Genomic DNA, 17,113 nt, shown 5'->3' with positions numbered 1-17,113 from the left:
CCCCTCGTCGCTGATACGGCTGGCTTCCTGTCCGCTCAGCCCGCCATGGAGAACTGATCGTTGAAGGCGTATCCGGCGCCGCGGACAGTGCGGATCGGGTCCCTGGCCTTGCCCTTGTTGAGCGCCTTGCGCAGCCGGCCGACATGGACATCCACCGTGCGCTCGTCGACATAGACATCGTGGCCCCAGACGCCGTCCAGGAGCTGCTCGCGCGAGAACACCCGGCCCGGCGCGGTCATCAGAAATTCCAGCAGGCGGAACTCCGTCGGACCGAGATGGATTTCCTTGGTGTTCCTGCGGACGCGATGGGTTTCCCGGTCCAGCTCGATATCGCCGGAGCGCAGCATCGAGGACACCACTTCCGGACTTGCCCGGCGCAGGATGGCCCGTACGCGTGCCATCAGCTCCGGCACGGAGAAGGGCTTGACCACGTAGTCATCCGCACCGGTGGACAGTCCGCGAATGCGTTCGGCTTCCTCGCCGCGCGCGGTGAGCATGATGACCGGCAGGCGTTCGGAATCCTCGCGCGCGCGCAGGCGGCGGCACAGTTCAATTCCCGACAGACCCGGCAACATCCAGTCCAGAAGCAGGAGATCGGGAAGACTTTCCCGCAGGCGGATTTCCGCCTCGTCCCCGCGGACACACGATTCAACCGCGTATCCTTCCGCTTCCAGATTGTATCTCAAAAGAAGGCTCAGCGGTTCTTCGTCTTCTACGATGAGCACCTTCGGCATACGTTCTCGCTCCAATTTCAGCAACCGGCGCCGTAGCGCCGGCCGGGTCATTATTCCGCGTCATTCCGCTTCAGGGCATCCTGCGTTCAGGTGAATACAGGCCGCTAGGCGGAAACGGTCGTTTCGTCATATTTCACGCGGTCTTCCGGCAACCGCTCTCCGGTCACCATGTAGTAGACGTTTTCGGCAATGTTGGTTGCATGATCGCCGATCCGTTCGATGTTCTTGGCGCAAAACAGCAGATGGACACATTGGGTAATCACCCTCGGATCCTCCATCATATAGGTCAGCAGTTCGCGGAACAGCGAGGTATAGATGGCGTCGATCTCGGCGTCGGCTTCCTGAACGCGGCGTGCCGTTTCCGCATCCTTGCGGGTATAGGCGTCAAGGACCTTCTTGAGCTGTGACAGGGTCAGCTCCGTCATGTGCTCCACACCGATCGCAAGTTTCTTCGACTGCAGGTCGCTGTCGATCGCGATCACGCGCTTGGCGACGTTCTTTGCCAGATCCCCCACCCGCTCCAGATCGTAGGAGATACGGGTTGCGGCGGTGATCTCACGCAGGTCCTGCCCCATGGGCTGGCGGCGTGCGATAATCTCGATCAGCTTGACTTCGACTTCCTGGTGAAGAGTGTCGAGGCGGGCGTCCTTTTCGATCGTTTTCTTGGCCAGTTCCAGATCCTGGGAAACCAGCGCCGACACGGCATCGGCAAAGGCTTTTTCCGCCAGGCCACCCATTTCGGCGACCTTGCCTGCCATTTCCGTCAGCTCCTCGTCATATGCCGAGACTGTATGTTCAGACATCCTGTGTCCCTTTCAGAGTTTCGGGATTCGCCTAGCCGAAGCGGCCAGTGATGTAATCCTGTGTCCGCTTGTCTTTCGGGTTGGTGAAGATATCCTGCGTCGAACCTTCCTCCACCAGAATTCCAAGGTGGAAGAACGCCGTACGCTGAGACACGCGGGCTGCCTGTTGCATGGAGTGGGTCACGATGACGATCGTGTAGTTCTCGCGCAGTTCGTCGATCAGTTCCTCGACCTTTGCGGTCGCAATCGGATCGAGAGCCGAGCAAGGCTCATCCATGAGGATCACTTCCGGGCTGACGGCAATCGCGCGGGCAATGCACAGGCGCTGCTGCTGGCCACCCGACATGCCGGTTCCCGGCTCATCCAGACGGTTCTTCACTTCTTCCCACAGGCCCGCCTTCTGAAGACTGGAGGCGACGATGTCGTCCAGCTGGGACTTGTTGCGGGCCATGCCGTGAATGCGCGGACCATAGGCGACGTTGTCGTAGATCGACTTTGGAAAGGGGTTCGGCTTCTGGAACACCATGCCGACCTTGGCGCGAAGCTGCACCGGGTCGACCTTGGCGTCATAGATGTCCTCGCCGTCGATCTCGATAGAGCCCTCGACCCGGCAGATATCGATGGTGTCGTTCATCCGGTTGAGGGTCCGCAGGAAGGTCGACTTGCCGCAGCCCGAAGGGCCGATGAAAGCTGTGACCGATCGCGGCTGTATTTCGATGTCGACGTCCTTTATGGCCTGGTTGTCGCCATAAAAGACCTGAACCATTTTCGCGGAAATCTTGCTTGAAGTCATGGCGCTCGCCTGTTCCAAATTCGGCATCTCGTTCATCGGATCGTTCCTTACCAGCGGCGTTCGAACCTGCGGCGCAGAATGACCGCGAGAATGTTCATGGTGAGGAGGAACACCAGCAGAACGATGATGCCACCCCAGGCTTTTTCGTAAAACGCGTAGTCCGCACGGGCAGCCCACGTGTAAATCTGTGCAGGCATTGCCGAGTTCGGCTCGATGAAGCCCGTGATAAAGCCATCGGGATACCCGCGTGCGACAAACCCGACCATGCCGATCAGCAACAGCGGAGCGGTCTCGCCGAGCGCCTGAGCCAGACCGATGATGGTCCCGGTCAGGATGCCGGGCATGGCCAGAGGCAGAACATGGTGGAAGATGGACTGCATCTTGGAGGCCCCGACCCCGAGCGCCGCGTCGCGGATGCTCGGCGGCACGGCTTTCAGCGATGCGCGGGTCGAGATGATGATCGTCGGCAACGTCATCAGCGTCAGGACAAGTCCACCCACAAGCGGCGCGGATTGCGGCAGATGCATGAACTGGATGAACACTGCGAGGCCGAGGATACCGAAGACAATCGAGGGAACCGCGGCCAGATTGGAGATGTTCACTTCGATCATGTCCGTGAACCTGTTCTGCGGCGCGAATTCCTCCAGGTAGATGGAGGCCGCGACACCGATCGGCAGCGACAGGAACAGGACCACCAGCATCATGAAAAACGACCCGATGACGGAGGCACCTATGCCCGCCCCGCCCGGATTGTCCACGCCGGAATCGGCGCCGGTGATGAAGTTCCAGTTGAAGACCGTCTTGATGATACCCGCCTCAACCAGCGCGTCGACGATGTCGAGGTCGGACTTCTCCAGGAAACGGCTGTCGGTCAGCGTCTCGCGGGTGACACGGCCGTTGGAGTATCCGTCAACCCGCGAGGAAGCCGCCAGTTCGAAGGCCGCCGGTGCGCCGAGTGCCCCCGGATTGGCCTTGAAATATTCGCGGATGGTGCCGCCGGTCTTGCCGACGATACGTTCGATGGCCGCGGCGTCGAACGGGACGCTCATGCCGCTTTCTTCGAGCTGCCCCTGAAGCGCACCGATGAAGAACTGCTCATAGGCCTTGGTCTTGAAGAGTTCCTTTTCCGCCGCGTCATATTGCTCCTGGGTGAGCGTGAACTCGACCTCGACAATCGTGCGGGTGAAAGCCGGAATTCCCTGCGAGATGATCGCCGTGGCCAGAACCACGAGGAAGAACACGCCGATAAGAACCGCACCCAGGCCGTAGAGCTTGAACCGCTTCTCCGACGCGTTGCGCTTGCGGGTCAGATCGTCGAGCGCGTAAAGCGACTTCGATTTCACCGGTTCCCCGGCCGCTGCCGGGCTTGTCTCGGGAGAAAGAGTTGTATCAGTCATCAGTCATACTGCTCCCGGTATTTGCGCACGATGTAGAGCGCAACGATATTCAGGCCAAGGGTCACCACGAAGAGCGTCATGCCCAGCGCAAAGGCGACCAGTGCCACGGGAGAGGCGAAATCCGCGTCCCCTGTCAGCTGGCTGACGATCTTTGCGGTTACGGTGGTCATGGCTTCGAAGGGATTGAGACTGAGCCGCGCGGCCGCGCCGGCCCCGAGAACCACAATCATGGTTTCACCGATGGCCCGAGAGGCCGCCAGCAGAATTGCGCCGACGATGCCCGGCAGCGCGGCAGGAAGAATGACCTGCTTCACCGTCTCGGATTTGGTCGCGCCCAGTCCGTAGGACCCGTCCCGCATGGCTTGCGGTACGGCGTTGATGATGTCGTCGGAGAGTGAACTCACGAAAGGGATCAGCATGATGCCCATGACCAGACCTGCCGTCATGACCGCAGTGCCCGCCTTCATGATACCGAGGCCGTCCTCACCGAAGACCGACAGCAGCATCGGGCCGACGGTGAGCAGGGCGAAGAGGCCGTAGACAATGGTTGGGATACCGGCAAGAATTTCGAGCATCGGCTTGGCCACCGCCCGAACCCTGGAACTGGCGTACTCGGAGAGATAGACGGCGGCGAACAGGCCGACCGGCACCGCGACTGCGAGGGCGACGAAGGAAATGTAGAACGTGCCCCACAGGAGCGGGAGAATACCCAGTTCCGACGACCCGCCGCGCCCGGAGAAGCTCGGCGACCAGGTCAGACCGAAGAAGAAGTCCATTGCCGGATAGAGCCGGAAGAATTCCACCGTGTTGAAGACCAGCGACAGGACAATGCCGAGTGTTGTCAGAACCGCGATCAGGGCGGCACTGAACAGGATGACCTGAATGCCGCGCTCGACGGTGTTGCGCGCCCTGAAGTCGGCCTTTGTTTCGCGGATGCCCCACAGCGCCCCGGCGATTGCCGCAAGCAGCACGACAATCGACATGTAGAAATTGCCGGTGGAGAGCATGATCCGGTAGGACTGCGCGGCCCGCATGATGGGCTGCGTGATCTGGGAGGTAACGATCTGCCCAGCCTCCTTGAGGCGGGTGGTGATATCGGTGAAATCGGAGCGCGCGTTACGCGCGAAATCGTCGCTTATCTGCCCGGCTGCGACAGCGTTTTCGAGCCCTTCGGCGGTACGGCGCACTTCGGCCATCACCAGCCCGAGGGAGGAGCCCTCGCCAATGGTCCCTTCCGGGATCATGTCGGAAATGTTGCTGTGGATGACAAACGGCTGCACCAGCAACCAGAGAACAAGGATCAGGAAAGCCGGCACCGCAGCTTTCATCGCCACGTTTGCCCCATAATAGGAAGGAAGAGAATGCAGATCACGCATATCTCCTCCGGCGCTGGCCAGGGCACGCGCGCGCCCGACAACATAGCCAACCAGCGCGATGGCAAGCACGATCACGACGAGCCAGAACAAGGACATGTGGTTCCCCGAAAGAATTAAAAATCACGCAAATGAAAAGGGGCGGCGGGAAGCGCCGCCCCCTGATAGAGCCGAAGCCCTGTTACTTCATGGTTTCTTCAGCGGCGATGGAAGCCTGAGTCGCAGCCAGTTCAGGATCGGCAACGAGGCCGTACTGAGCCAGCGGGCCGCTCGGGCCTGCGATTTCGTCAGCGGTGAAGAACTGGGCGTATTCCTTCAGACCCGGGATCACGCCGATGTGTGCCTTCTTGACGTAGAAGAACAGCGGGCGGGAAACCGGATATTCACCGGACGCAATGGACTCCGTGTTCGGAGCCACGTCGCCCATGGTTGCGACTTTCAGCTTGTCGGTGTTGTTCTCGTAGAACGCCAGACCGAAGACGCCGATGCCGTTCGGGTTGGAGTCGATCCGCGCCAGGGTTTCGGTGTAGTCGCCGTCGATGTCGGTGGACTTGCCGTCCGTGCGAACGTCGATGCAGGCGTCTTCTGCGTCGTCTTCGGACATGCCGCTGTCGATCATGGCCTGAAGAGCGCCAGTGGCTTCACAGCCGACAGCCAGAACCTTTTCTTCGAACACTTCACGGGTGCCGTGCTTGGTGCCCGGGATGAAAGCTGCGATGCCGACGTCCGGCAGGTCAGCGTTGAATTCAGCCCAGTTGTTGTACGGGTTGTCGACGAGTTCGCCGTCCTTGAGCACCTTGGCGCCAAGAGCGTTGAAGATGTCAGCCGGCTGGAACGCGGTGAAGGCCGGGCCGTCTTTCTGGGAAGCGAAGACGATGCCATCGTAACCGATGCGGACTTCGATGATGTCTTTCACGCCAGCTTCCGCACAGGCCTTGATTTCCTTCTCGCGGATTTTGCGGGAGGCGTTTGCAACGTCGATGGTGTTTTCGCCAACACCTTCGCAGAAACGCTTCAGACCGGCGGAGGAACCGCCTGATTCGACGACAGGGATCGGGAAATCGGTGTTTTCACCGAAAGCTTCTGCAACGATAGACGCGTACGGCAGAACGGTGGAGGAACCAGCGACCTGAACCTGGTCACGAGCCTGGGCGGCACCGACGAATGCAGTGGAAGCAACAGCAACAGCAGTTGCGCTAACGAGGGTCGTAAATTTCACTTGACCACTCCCTTTGAATGTCAAGGTTTATAATGGATCACCGGGCATGGGATTGCTCGAGCGATGCCGGGACCCTAGGCCCCATGGATGAGAGTTCTATGACAGTTATTTCTCAGTTTTATGACAATTTAAGTTATTGAAAAATATGGAGAAAAATTACTTCTGATGCTTTTGTGTCGCGGAATCGACCGAATTGACGACACACGAGACCGTCCCCTGCCATCTGTTTTCTGTTGGCGAGACGCCCGGCTCCGGAACATTCCGTTTGGTAACGGGAAAGGCTCCCGTCCAGGATCTGGTTTCAGAGGGGCGTGTTCGTTGATTTGGATTCTATCGGCTGATCGGTGTCTTCAAGCGCGGGAAGTTTCACCTTGAAGGTTGCGCCCTTGCCGGGCTCGCTTTCGATGTCCAGCCTTGCCCTGTGCCGGGTGAGGATATGCTTGACGATCGCAAGGCCCAGCCCCGTGCCTTTCAAGGCCCGGCTGGATTCGACATCGATGCGGTAAAACCGCTCCGTCAGGCGCGGCAGATGCTCCGGTGAAATGCCTTCGCCGTAGTCACGCACGGACAAGACCCAGCACGGCGCATCGTCCGTGTCGTTCTGCTCCTCAAGGCTCACATCCACGTATTTACCGGCGCTGCCGTATTTCAGCGCGTTCTCGATCAGGTTTTCAATCACCTGAATGAGTTCGTCCCGGTCCCCTTTCACCCTGACGGGTGTTTCCGGTGCGTGGATGCGGATCTCGACGTCGAGGTCCACCGCAAGAGGTGTCAGAGCGTCTCTGGTATGGCGGACAATCTCGGTCAGATCCACGACGCTCGCCGGCTGGACATGGGCCTTGAGTTCGATCCGGGAGAGCGACAGGATATCGTCGATCAACCGCCGCATGCGGCCCGCCTGCTCCAGCATGATCGCCAGAAACCGGTCCTGGGCTTCCGGGTCGTTGCGTGCGGGACCCTGAATTGTCTCGATGAAGCCGGTCAGGGAGGCCAACGGCGTTCGCAGCTCATGGCTGGCGTTGGCGACGAAGTCGGTTCGCATGCGCTCGAGCCGGCGGTTTTCCGTCAGATCCTGAATGACGACCAGAATGAAGTCCGGGCGGCTTTGCATACGCTCCTGAGCGCCGGTGCCCGGCATGTAGATCGGGGCGATATGAGCCTCGAACCAGGTTTCGGTCGGCACCTTCTCTATCCAGCTGATACGTTCCGTTCCACCCGTGCTGCAGACACGGTCAAAGGCTTCCAGCAAGGATGGCGCACGCAAGGAAAAGGACAGCGGGTCACCGGGTTTCACACCGCTGTAAATCGCCTGCGCCTGTGCATTGACATAGCGGGTTATTCCGCGGCCGTCGGCCACGAAGCATGGGGTCGGCAGAGCGTCGACGGTCACCTTCATGCCGGTGCCCGGCCACATCCTGCGGATTTCCCGCTGGGTTTTCAGCTTCACCCTGCGACTGGCGGACCGGCGTGGGACCACCGCCGCCACGGCAGTCAGGGCAGCAAGGCCAGCAGCCGCGGATACAACCGGAACATCAAAGGCAATGACCGCATACCCCGCCACACAGAACGCCGTGACGAGAATCCACTTCGCCTCGCCTATCCGCGTGAGCGGAGATGCGGCGGCTTGTGCCTCGGCAATTTCTTCGAATGGCGATGGGGATTCAGTCATGGATAATTTGAGCGATTGCCTGCCAGAAAATTCCGCCACGAGGGAAAGATACTATTTCGACGTCTTACTAAAGGCGCAAGACCGGAAACAGGCAATCGGGGCGTCGGTGGATCCGTTACCTAACACAGGAAGCGTGACATCCAAACGACAGCCCGGCCATGAAGTTTCCACACCCTAACGCCGTCCGGCAGTGCGGGCGGCGTTCTGAAGATTTTCGATGATGCGAGGCCAGCCTTCGGGGCGGCACATGAAGTTCAGATACTCCGCACCGTGCTCGCCATGCCGCAGGAATTCATTGTGGACGATCTCTAATCGCGTCGCCTCCCCGGCCCCGCGGAAGTTGACCATCACCCGGCTCGCCGCGGCAGGGTCGGCGATTTCCCTGCCGTTCAGGGAGACCTGCCAGGCGAGACGGACATAGAGGGGGCTTTCGATGGAGAGCACCGTTCCCCAGATCCGGCGATGGCCCTGACCGTCGGTCTCATAACAGCTGCCTCCGGCGAAGGGTTCGATTTCCGCATCTATTTCGCCAGCGTCCGGAACGGTGAAAGGAGAGACCCACCACAGACCCGGCCTGTCGACAAACAGCGAAAACGCCTGCTCACGCGGCAGATTCAGCAAACCCTCAAAGCGGCATTCCGTTTCTTCTGCCATAGCACTCCGCCAAAATGGAATCAGATCAGGTCCAACCGGCAGTTTCCCATAGAAGGACTCCGGTTGGCAAAGCCGGGCTTCCCTACCCGATTTCAGCGTCATATAGATGACGTAGCTTAAAAAACCGACCACAGGCGAAAGAACAGGCCACATCACGGACTTGCAGGATACCACTCACGCAATTGCCGTTGCCTTGCACATTAAACGGTTTCACCTTCCACCGGTCACCACCCTCCCCATAGTTCGCGGCGCAAACACAGATGAAACACGATCGAGACTTCGACCCGAATTATGGCGCTGCCGTTGAAATCCTGCCTGGAGTGCGCCGACTGACGGTGAACAACCCCGGGCCGTTCACATTCTTTGGAACCAACACCTACCTGCTCGGCACCAGCCGACTTGCGGTCGTCGATCCCGGCCCTGCCGATGCAGCGCATGTCGAAGCCATATTGAAGGCAACGTCAGGAGCTTCCATAGAGGCCATCGTGGTGAGCCATACCCACGTCGACCATTCCCCAGCAGCCCGCATGCTCAAGGAAAGAACCGGCGCGCCGATCGTCGGCTGCGGCGTGCACAGGGCCGCCCGGGACCTCATGGAAAACGAGGTCAATCCTCTCGACGCCAGTGGCGACAGGCAATACGCACCGGACCAGCATCTGCATGAGAGCGAGGTCTTCAGCGCCGCGGGCCTGACGCTTCAGACCATCGAGACGCCGGGACATACCGCCAATCACCTGTGCTTTGCGCTTGCCGAAGAAAACCTTCTGCTTTCAGCCGACCATGTCATGAGCTGGTCGACCTCGATCGTCGCCCCGCCGGACGGCAGCATGCGCGATTACATGACCTCGATCGACAAACTCCTGAACCGGCCGGAACAGGTTTACCTGCCTGGACATGGCGGCGTCATTCACGATGCGCATTCCTATGTCCGGGACCTGAAGCAGCACCGGCTGAGCAGGGAGGCATCAGTCCTGCGGGAACTTGCCGGCGCGCCGCAGACAATTCCGCAGATCGTCGCCAGGCTCTATGCGGATGTGGACCCGGCCCTGCACCGCGCAGCCGGGCTGTCGGTGTTCGCCCACCTGGAAGACCTTGCCGGCCGCGGTCTGGTTTCGGCCTCGCCCGGCGTGTCGCTGACGGCCACCTTCAGTCTGCAGACCTCCTGAGGCGATGGAAGATCTGGCTGTTCACCCCTCCAGATCGGTCAGACCCAGATCATCCGCGACGGGTGCGTCCTCTTCTTCGTTGTAGGGTTTGAAGCCCGGAACCGGTGCGCTCTCGCGCGGCTCCTCCAGCGGTTCCGGCTGAAGGTCTTCCTGCGGCAGCGTACCTTCCTCGACGGACAACCGGGCAAGGTCGCCATATGTCTCGAGCAGCACCTGGTCGATTTCGGCAAAAACTGCACGGATATGGTCCGGATTGCCGGAAATATCTGTGAGCGGGGTCCGCGATCTTGCCCGCACATCCAACAGGGCTCCGACCGGATCGGGCCGGATCCGCAAGGTCACATCATGTTTCAAACCGAGGATCCGCGAGGTGCCTTCGGCCTGCAACCGCGTGGGCGCATCCAGAAGATCGGGCGGCAACTCGTCGACGATTTTCCAGTTCAAGGCCGCGAAGGCCTTCGTGCCGGCCGCATGAAGCTGAGCGGGCGCAATCCTGTATCTGCGTGACACGATATCCGGATAGACCACCGCCGGCCCGGCGTCCGCACCGGCACCGGCGGCAGCGCCCTTCGACAGGACCGGCCAGACATGTTCCAGCGCCTTGGCATTCATCCAGGCAAGAAATGGCTGTTCTTCGGATGCTGCCTGCAGTTTCAGATACGGCGGATCGACACGGTCCGTGGACAGATCGATCGTGCCCGGACGGATGACCAGCAGCCCCAGCACCAGAGCGGACGGAACAAGCGCCAGGCCGCTGAAGAAAAAGCCCCACAACGCCGCCGGGATGCCCGGCCCGCCATACGTCCAGATGCGGTAAAGCGCGGAAATGGCCAGAGCGAGCGACAGCAGCGCCACCGCCGCCGCAGCAATCAGGGACAGGACAAAGACGTCCGCGTCGATCACCCCGAACCGCTGCGCCAGCAAGGCGGTGGCTGCCACAGCCAGCCCGATTGCACCGGTTGTCCGGCTGACGGGTGCCGAGGCTGACTTGTAGGCCGCGTAGCGCTTCATTTCTTTTCCACTTGAGTCGCCCGTGATCGAACAGGGATACCGGCGTAACAATTGTTTCCTAATTTACAGGCGAATTGTCAAAATGAACGTCATTTCCACAGCCTGCTCCAGAAAAATTTGTCTTGGCGGATGACAGATCCGGTGACGCCTGGCCGGAAAGAAGCGCGGAACAGTCCTCCGGAGGGCTCAAAATTCGTCGCGCGGGACCCCGGTCGCGGCCTTGCTGCTCAAAGGGCTTGTCAGGAATCCGGATATTAAGTTAATCGGTAAAGAATTACTTACGAAAAACGTTCAATTTCTCGTCGATATCGTTACATCCTGTTATTTTTTTTGACTGGCCGGGCTTCAGCAAGAGGCGCATACTTAGCCATCCAAGTAAGAAAAAGGCCGTGCAGACAAGCTGTCTGCCCTTCGAATGCCTTATTTGGATAAGACATGCACAAGTGCCCGCAAGTTCCCCGTCAGAAAGCACCAGAATGCGGGTACTGAAAAACGGACCAGAGAAAATGTCTAAGCAAATAGCCACCCCGACCGTAAAAGCTCCGGATGGCGCCAAGCTGCTCAGTTACTACAAGCCCGTCGGCATCGCGGCACTCACCGCGGCAGCACTTTGCTGCAAGGGTGCGACGGTCAAAAAAGGCAAGTAAGCCATCTCGGGCCTGCGGTTCCTACCTGTTTTTCCGGCTCCGCAGGAACAGTTGCCGTAACCCGGTCTGTTGGGCAAACTGCCGCTGATTCCGACACCGCACGTGTCGCCGCGGAGATTAGCCCCGATGATCATTGCTTATTGCCCCTCTGTAAACGGCCTGGAGCGGATTGAACTTGCTCCCGGCGCGTCGCTGCCGACCACATCTGTCTGGATCGATCTGGTTTCTCCAACGCAGGAGGAACAGAAGGCGGCAGAGAAGCTCATGGGCGCGGAAATTCCGACGCGCGACGAGATCGCCTCGATCGAAACTTCCGAACGGCTCTATGCGGAGCCGGGTGCGGTGGTGATGACGGCGCAATTGCCGATTTTGGCACGGACAATCGATCCGACGATTTCCTCCGTCACATTCGTCCTCAACGCGAAGAGACTTGTCACGGTTCGCTACGGCGAACCGAAATCCATTCTGATCGTCTCCAGAAAGGTTCAGTCGGACCCGACCATCGCCCATCTTGGGCCGGCGGTCTTTTTCGCCATGCTGGAGGTTATCGTCGACCGCTGCGCCGACGAAATGGAATCGGCCTCCAACGAATTCGACCAACTCTCCGTCGAAGTCTTCGAGTACGGTCTCAACACCCGCAAGACCGACAGCTATCAGGTCGCCATCAAGCGTGTCGGGCGGATCGGCCTTCATGTGGCGAAGATGCACGATGTCTGCACCAGCCTGTCACGAATGCTGCTATTCCTGAGCACACATGCCAAACGGCTCGACCTGTCGGAGGACCAAGCCGCCGACTGCAAGATGTACGGCCGCGACATTCACTCCATCAAGGAACATGGCGACGCGCTGGACAGCAAACTGAACTTCCTGCTCGATGCCACGGTCGGCCTGGTGACGCTCGAGCAAAACCAGATCGCGAAGATCTTCACGGTGCTGGGGCTGATTTTCCTGCCCCCCACGCTGATTGCCTCGATTTACGGAATGAACTTCGCCAACATGCCTGAACTGCACTGGGAAAAGGGTTTCCTGTTCTCCATCAGCCTCATGCTTGTTTCCGTCATCCTGACCTTCGCGTTTTTCCGCTGGAAGCGGCTGCTTTAGGGCGTGTCGCGTTCAAACGCGGCACGCTCTCAGCTAAGGATAGAGCCGTTCTTTGGACCAGGGCTGATCGGGCGCGGTGCGGGTGAACAGGACACGGTCATGCAGGCGGAACGACCTGTCGTGCCAGAATTCGATCGAAGTCGGGGCAAGGCGCATGCCGGACCAGTGTTCGGGTCTGGGGATCTCGCCGACACCGAATTTCGCGGTGTATCTGGCGACTTCTTTTTCCAGCGCGAAGCGGCTCTCCAGAGGCCGGGACTGTTTCGAGGCCCAGGCGCCGATCCGGCTGCCGCGCGGCCGGGAGCGGTAATATTCATCCGCTTCCTCATCGGAGACCTGTGAGACCGGTCCACGGATGCGGACCTGCCGGCGCAGGGACTTCCAGTGAAAACACATGGCCGCCTTGCCGGCGGACAGAAGCTCGCGCCCCTTGGCGCTTTCGAAGTTGGTGTAAAACACGAACCCGCGCTCATCGACCTCCTTCAGAAGGACCATGCGCACGTTCGGCAGGCCCGTCTCGTCGACGGTGGCCAGCGACAGTGCGTTCGGATCGTTCGGCTCCGCGTTCTTGGCGTCCTCAAACCATTCACAAAAAAGATCAAATGGATTCTTGACCTCCGTGAAGTCACCTTTTGTTAATTCTTCGCGAGGATGTTTGAGATCTGTCATTTGTAACCTGTCGAAGGACGTGGCGGCCTCAATCGCGGCAAGAAACAGCCGGGCCCGGGAGCTGTCTGGAAGATGTTTCGTATGCGTTCATATACTGTCGGCAACATCAAGATCCAATTTTTTGTGGCGGTTCTGGTCGTCTTTGGCCAGGCACTTGGCGGTTGCAGCATGGTCTCCATGCCGATGGGCAGCAACAACAGCGATTCTCCGACCCTCCTGACAGGCTCCATCGGGTCTTCCACGGATGTCGCCTATGCCGACATCAACAGCGACGACCGCAAGATCATTGCCGAAAACCTGGATGCCATCGGACCGGAACTGGCCGCCGGCAGCACGGCGGAAGACCTCACCCTGCCCTGGTTGAATGACATCAGCGGCAATTCCGGAACCCTGTCGAAGCTCGACACGGCCACCCTTGGCGAAACCGGTTGCCTGTCCTTCGAGACCACGGCGAACACGATTGCCGGGATCAAGCTTTATTCCGGCACCGCCTGCCGCGACCTAGCGCAGAAGTTCGCCGTCACGACGCTTTCTGTCGCAGACGCTTGAAGCGGCTGGAAAACCGGCTAAAAACATGTTGTCCTTGAAACTGGGATAATACCAAAGAGTATTGATTATGACCCATCTGATGGTCCATTTGCGTCCGCCGGCCAGGCGCATCGCGTTGCGCGTCTTGTCCGATACACCGCATCGCCCTGCGACACGCGTCTGGCCGAAGAACCTCCAAACGCGGTCAGATGTGTCATAATCAATACTCTTTGGTATCAAGATCTGGATTTTTTCCTGTTTCATCCCGATATAAAGTACAAGTCCAGTCGGGCCGGACCTCGGACTACCGCACGCTTGGGAAGATGTCATCTTACCGCAGCGGATATGCGTGAGGCGGCCTCCCGGACAATCTTGGAAACCTGGTAAGACGAATGCGTGATCCCTACAGCGTTCTTGGCGTGGCGAAATCTGCCAGCGAGAGCGACATCAAGAAGGCCTTCAGAAAACTGGCCAAAAAATACCACCCGGATCAGAACAAGGACGATCCGGGGGCGCAGCAGCATTTTGCCGAGGCGAACCAGGCCTATGAAATCATCGGCGACAAGGAAAAGCGCGCCCAGTTCGACCGCGGCGAGATCGACGCGGAAGGCAAGCAGCGCTTCCAGGCGCATGGATTCGACGGCTTCGAGGGCGCCGCCGCTCCGGGCGGAGCGCGTGGCTTCAAGGCCACCGGCGGCGGCGGTAGTTTCGACGACATCCTGAACGACATCTTCGGCGGCTTCGGCGGCGGCCGGGCACGCCCCGGTCCGGGTGCTGGTGCAGGCCCGGGTCCAGGTGCCGGGTTCACCGGCGCGCGCGCCAAGGCCCCTCCGAAGACCAAAGGCCGGAATGCGGAGATCGTCGCCCGGGTATCGCTGGAAGACATGGTCAACTCCGGCAAGACCCAGGTGACGCTGCCAAGCGGCAAGACCGTCAACGTCACCTTGCCCAAGGGGGTCGAGGAAGGCGAAAAGATCCGGTTGAAAGGCCAGGGTTATCCCGGCGAGAACGGCGGACCGGCCGGTGATGTGATGGTCGAAATCCGCTTCCGGCCGCACAAGCTGTTTGAAGTGAAAGGCTCGGACCTGCATCTGGACTTGCCGCTCGCGCTTTACGAAGCCGTGCTTGGCGCCAAGGTCAGGACGCCGACGCTTTCCGGGGCGGTCAACCTGACGATCCCGGCCAATTCCTCCAGCGGCAAGATCATGCGGCTGAAAGGCAAGGGCCTGCCGACCAAGACCGGCGGCCATGGCGACCTTCTGGTCAAGCTGCAGATCGTCATGCCGCCCAACAGCGACGACGAGCTGGAAACGCTGATGAAGGCCTGGAAGGAAATCACCCCCTACCGCGCCCGCGGCCCGGAGTTCGACTGAACAGGCCTTTCGCGGTCCAACACACTTGCCGCCCCGGCCTTGAGCCGGGGCCTGCCCCCAGTGGCTCGGGGTCTCGGCTCAATGCCGGGACTGCGTGAAGGAGACCGATCTGCGAACGGCAGGGCAACCGGAGTGGACGCGACCAGTGTGAGATGCCGGGACAGACTTAAGAATTGATCCGGTTCTCCTTCCTCTCCTTCGCTCCCTGGACTTCAAACCAGACCCGCCAGCGCCGCTCTCCGTCTTCCTCACCGAGCTTTTCGAACGCCCAGTAAGAGGGGCGGTACAGGTGATCCGGAAGCGCTGTTGCCGCGTCGCCGTAAGCGAAATTGATTTGACTCTGGGTCAGATTTTGCACCTCAATTAAATTGACAGATGCCAGAAATGCAAATTGCAAAGACGCATTTCTGGCATCTGCGTCCCAGAGGTTCGCCTCTTGCAGGTTTGCGAACCTGAGGTCCGCCTCTTGCAGGTTTGCGTCCCAGAGGTTCGCCTCTTGCAGGTTTACGCCCGAGAGGTCCGCCTCTTGCAGGTTTGCGAACCTGAGGTTCGCCTCTTGCAGGTTTACGCCCGAGAGGTCCGCCTCTTGCAGGTTTGCTAACCTGAGGTTCGCCTCTTGCAGGTTTGCGTCCGAGAGGTCCGCCTCTTGCAGGTTTGCGAACCTGAGGTTCGCCTCTTGCAGGTTTGCGTCCGAGAGGTCCGCCTCTTGCAGGTTTGCTAACCTGAGGTTCGCCTCTTGCAGGTTTGCGCCCGAGAGGTCCGCCGCTTCAAGGGTCGCGTTATCCAATTGAGCCTTCTTGAAATCGGCGAAACGCAAATCCGCGCCAGGCAGGAATACCTCTCGCGCGTCGGCATTGCGGAAACTCCGGTTCTGGAAGTCCTTTGCCCTGAGCCCGTCCAGCAAGGATTTGCGGCGCTTTGCGAAAGCATCTCTCGCGTCTTGCCGCCAATCGGTTTCGGAATTGAAGTCTTTTCGCTTTTCGCCGCTATAGTGCGCCAGAAAATCCGCTTCGGCTTCCGCGCGCGGCAGCCAGCCGGACGGGCGCTCGACGAGTTCGGCGCGGTAGAGAGAAGCCGGGTAGACCCAAGGACTTTCGCCGCCGATCCGGATCCAGCCCTGCCTCCACGTCACGACTTTACCTTCCCTTACTTCCGGCGTTTCAAGGACAGTACCGGTGCGCACCATCCCCGCCCCTGCGATCAGGATGAACACCAATGCGATCAGAGCGCGGGAGACGCGATAAACGTCTTTCCAGATCCGCCCGGCGGCGGGCACGACGCTGCCACCGCGCATCCAGCGCATGAAGATGCAGAAACTGGCGGCGGCGCTGGCCAGCGACAGGCAAAAAACCGCGCCAGTCCACGAAGTCAGCCAGAGAATGTGCGGCGGAAAACTGCGCCACCAGAACAGGAACAGCACGGCCGGACCGGATACCCAGAGAAACAGCACCGCGATCAGGACCGACAGGCGTCCGCTGCTGCGCCGGGGACCGCCCGGTTTCAGGAAGATGGCCGCATCCGAAATCAGCCACGGGAACACCGCGTCGTCCAGATAGCGCCCGTCCTTCAGCTTCGGCCGCACACCGCCCAGCGCCCGCCAGAGTTTGGAAAGGTAAAGATGCAGGTAGACGTACAGCCCGAGCACGATCACCGAGCCGGCGGCAAAAAACGGCATGATCGGGACCGAAAAACCGATGACCGGCAAGGTCAGGCCGGAATCATAGGCGAAAAAATCCCTATCCTGAACGCCCGAGACCGCGATGGCCGAAAACAGCAGGGTCGCCATCAGCGCGAACCAGGTGCTGCGGGCGTTTTGCGAGACTTCCGCGATATGAGAAAGCTGCTTTTCTTCCGCCCACAAACGCGGCTTGCAGCGGCCCCACCTGGAAGTGGCGCTGTTCCGATGGTTTGCCATTCCTTGTTCGTCCCCCGATCAAATCCATCAAACCCACTGGTTGCAACCGCGTCAACACAAT

The 17,113-nt window shown here is 59.8% G+C and carries 16 protein-coding genes; 5 read left to right on the top strand and 11 right to left on the bottom strand.

Annotated features, from left to right (window positions below):
* Positions 1-35 precede the first annotated feature (35 nt).
* The 8 genes from phoB to Q1B40_RS06065 form a co-directional block, all read right to left on the bottom strand.
* The gene (gene phoB, locus Q1B40_RS06100; protein WP_299811455.1) at positions 36-734 is read right to left on the bottom strand and encodes a phosphate regulon transcriptional regulator PhoB; all 699 of its coding nucleotides are present in this window, start codon (positions 732-734) and stop codon (positions 36-38) included.
* A gap of 104 nt (positions 735-838) precedes the next feature.
* On the bottom strand, positions 839-1,537 hold the full coding sequence (phoU, locus tag Q1B40_RS06095) for a phosphate signaling complex protein PhoU (protein ID WP_068406965.1): 699 nt from the start codon (positions 1,535-1,537) through the stop codon (positions 839-841).
* 31 nt (positions 1,538-1,568) lie between these two features.
* Complete coding sequence (gene pstB / locus Q1B40_RS06090; protein ID WP_299811450.1) at positions 1,569-2,366, bottom strand: phosphate ABC transporter ATP-binding protein PstB; 798 nt, start codon at positions 2,364-2,366, stop codon at positions 1,569-1,571.
* Positions 2,367-2,377: 11 nt separating this feature from the next.
* The gene (gene pstA / locus Q1B40_RS06085; protein ID WP_299811448.1) at positions 2,378-3,727 is read right to left on the bottom strand and encodes a phosphate ABC transporter permease PstA; all 1,350 of its coding nucleotides are present in this window, start codon (positions 3,725-3,727) and stop codon (positions 2,378-2,380) included.
* On the bottom strand, positions 3,727-5,199 hold the full coding sequence (gene pstC / locus Q1B40_RS06080) for a phosphate ABC transporter permease subunit PstC (protein WP_299811446.1): 1,473 nt from the start codon (positions 5,197-5,199) through the stop codon (positions 3,727-3,729). The genes pstA and pstC overlap by 1 nt, the downstream gene beginning before the upstream one ends.
* 82 nt (positions 5,200-5,281) lie before the next feature.
* Positions 5,282-6,319, bottom strand: a complete 1,038-nt coding sequence (locus Q1B40_RS06075; protein WP_299811445.1) for a substrate-binding domain-containing protein — start codon at positions 6,317-6,319, stop codon at positions 5,282-5,284.
* A 301-nt stretch (positions 6,320-6,620) separates the two neighbouring features.
* Positions 6,621-7,988, bottom strand: coding sequence for an ATP-binding protein (locus Q1B40_RS06070; RefSeq protein ID WP_299811443.1), 1,368 nt, complete (start codon positions 7,986-7,988; stop codon positions 6,621-6,623).
* A gap of 174 nt (positions 7,989-8,162) precedes the next feature.
* Positions 8,163-8,642: an SRPBCC family protein gene (locus Q1B40_RS06065; protein WP_299811441.1), complete on the bottom strand. Its 480-nt coding sequence runs from the start codon at positions 8,640-8,642 to the stop codon at positions 8,163-8,165.
* Positions 8,643-8,902: 260 nt separating this feature from the next.
* On the opposite strand from Q1B40_RS06065, the gene Q1B40_RS06060 reads away from it, so the two are divergent.
* Positions 8,903-9,808 carry an MBL fold metallo-hydrolase gene (locus Q1B40_RS06060; protein WP_299811438.1) on the top strand — a complete coding sequence of 302 codons (906 nt, stop codon included), beginning with the start codon at positions 8,903-8,905 and terminating at the stop codon, positions 9,806-9,808.
* Positions 9,809-9,829: 21 nt separating this feature from the next.
* Here the strand turns inward: Q1B40_RS06060 and Q1B40_RS06055 are convergent, their stop codons facing one another.
* Positions 9,830-10,819, bottom strand: a complete 990-nt coding sequence (locus Q1B40_RS06055) for a DUF1499 domain-containing protein (protein WP_299811435.1) — start codon at positions 10,817-10,819, stop codon at positions 9,830-9,832.
* 506 nt (positions 10,820-11,325) lie between these two features.
* Here Q1B40_RS06055 and Q1B40_RS06050 point away from each other — a divergent pair.
* A complete protein-coding gene (locus Q1B40_RS06050; protein ID WP_299811432.1) occupies positions 11,326-11,466 on the top strand; it encodes a hypothetical protein in 141 nt (46 codons plus the stop codon).
* 126 nt (positions 11,467-11,592) lie between these two features.
* Positions 11,593-12,567 carry a magnesium transporter CorA family protein gene (locus Q1B40_RS06045; RefSeq protein WP_299811427.1) on the top strand — a complete coding sequence of 325 codons (975 nt, stop codon included), beginning with the start codon at positions 11,593-11,595 and terminating at the stop codon, positions 12,565-12,567.
* A gap of 33 nt (positions 12,568-12,600) precedes the next feature.
* On the opposite strand, the gene pdxH is transcribed toward Q1B40_RS06045, so the two are convergent.
* The gene (gene pdxH, locus Q1B40_RS06040; RefSeq protein ID WP_299811424.1) at positions 12,601-13,236 is read right to left on the bottom strand and encodes a pyridoxamine 5'-phosphate oxidase; all 636 of its coding nucleotides are present in this window, start codon (positions 13,234-13,236) and stop codon (positions 12,601-12,603) included.
* Positions 13,237-13,317: 81 nt separating this feature from the next.
* On the opposite strand from pdxH, the gene Q1B40_RS06035 reads away from it, so the two are divergent.
* Both Q1B40_RS06035 and Q1B40_RS06030 read left to right on the top strand, forming a co-directional pair.
* Positions 13,318-13,785, top strand: a complete 468-nt coding sequence (locus Q1B40_RS06035) for an RT0821/Lpp0805 family surface protein (RefSeq protein ID WP_299811421.1) — start codon at positions 13,318-13,320, stop codon at positions 13,783-13,785.
* 371 nt (positions 13,786-14,156) lie between these two features.
* Positions 14,157-15,137 (top strand): J domain-containing protein, encoded by a 981-nt coding sequence (locus tag Q1B40_RS06030; protein WP_299811418.1) that lies wholly within the window; start codon positions 14,157-14,159, stop codon positions 15,135-15,137.
* A gap of 166 nt (positions 15,138-15,303) precedes the next feature.
* Here Q1B40_RS06030 and Q1B40_RS06025 read toward each other — a convergent pair whose 3' ends face one another.
* The gene (locus Q1B40_RS06025) at positions 15,304-17,052 is read right to left on the bottom strand and encodes a pentapeptide repeat-containing protein (protein ID WP_299811416.1); all 1,749 of its coding nucleotides are present in this window, start codon (positions 17,050-17,052) and stop codon (positions 15,304-15,306) included.
* Positions 17,053-17,113 lie beyond the last annotated feature (61 nt).

The organism is uncultured Roseibium sp. (genome assembly GCF_947496995.1).
Lineage (GTDB): Bacteria > Pseudomonadota > Alphaproteobacteria > Rhizobiales > Stappiaceae > Roseibium.
Note: the sequence above shows the minus strand (reverse complement) of the source record. Positions and strands in the feature narration are given on the sequence as shown.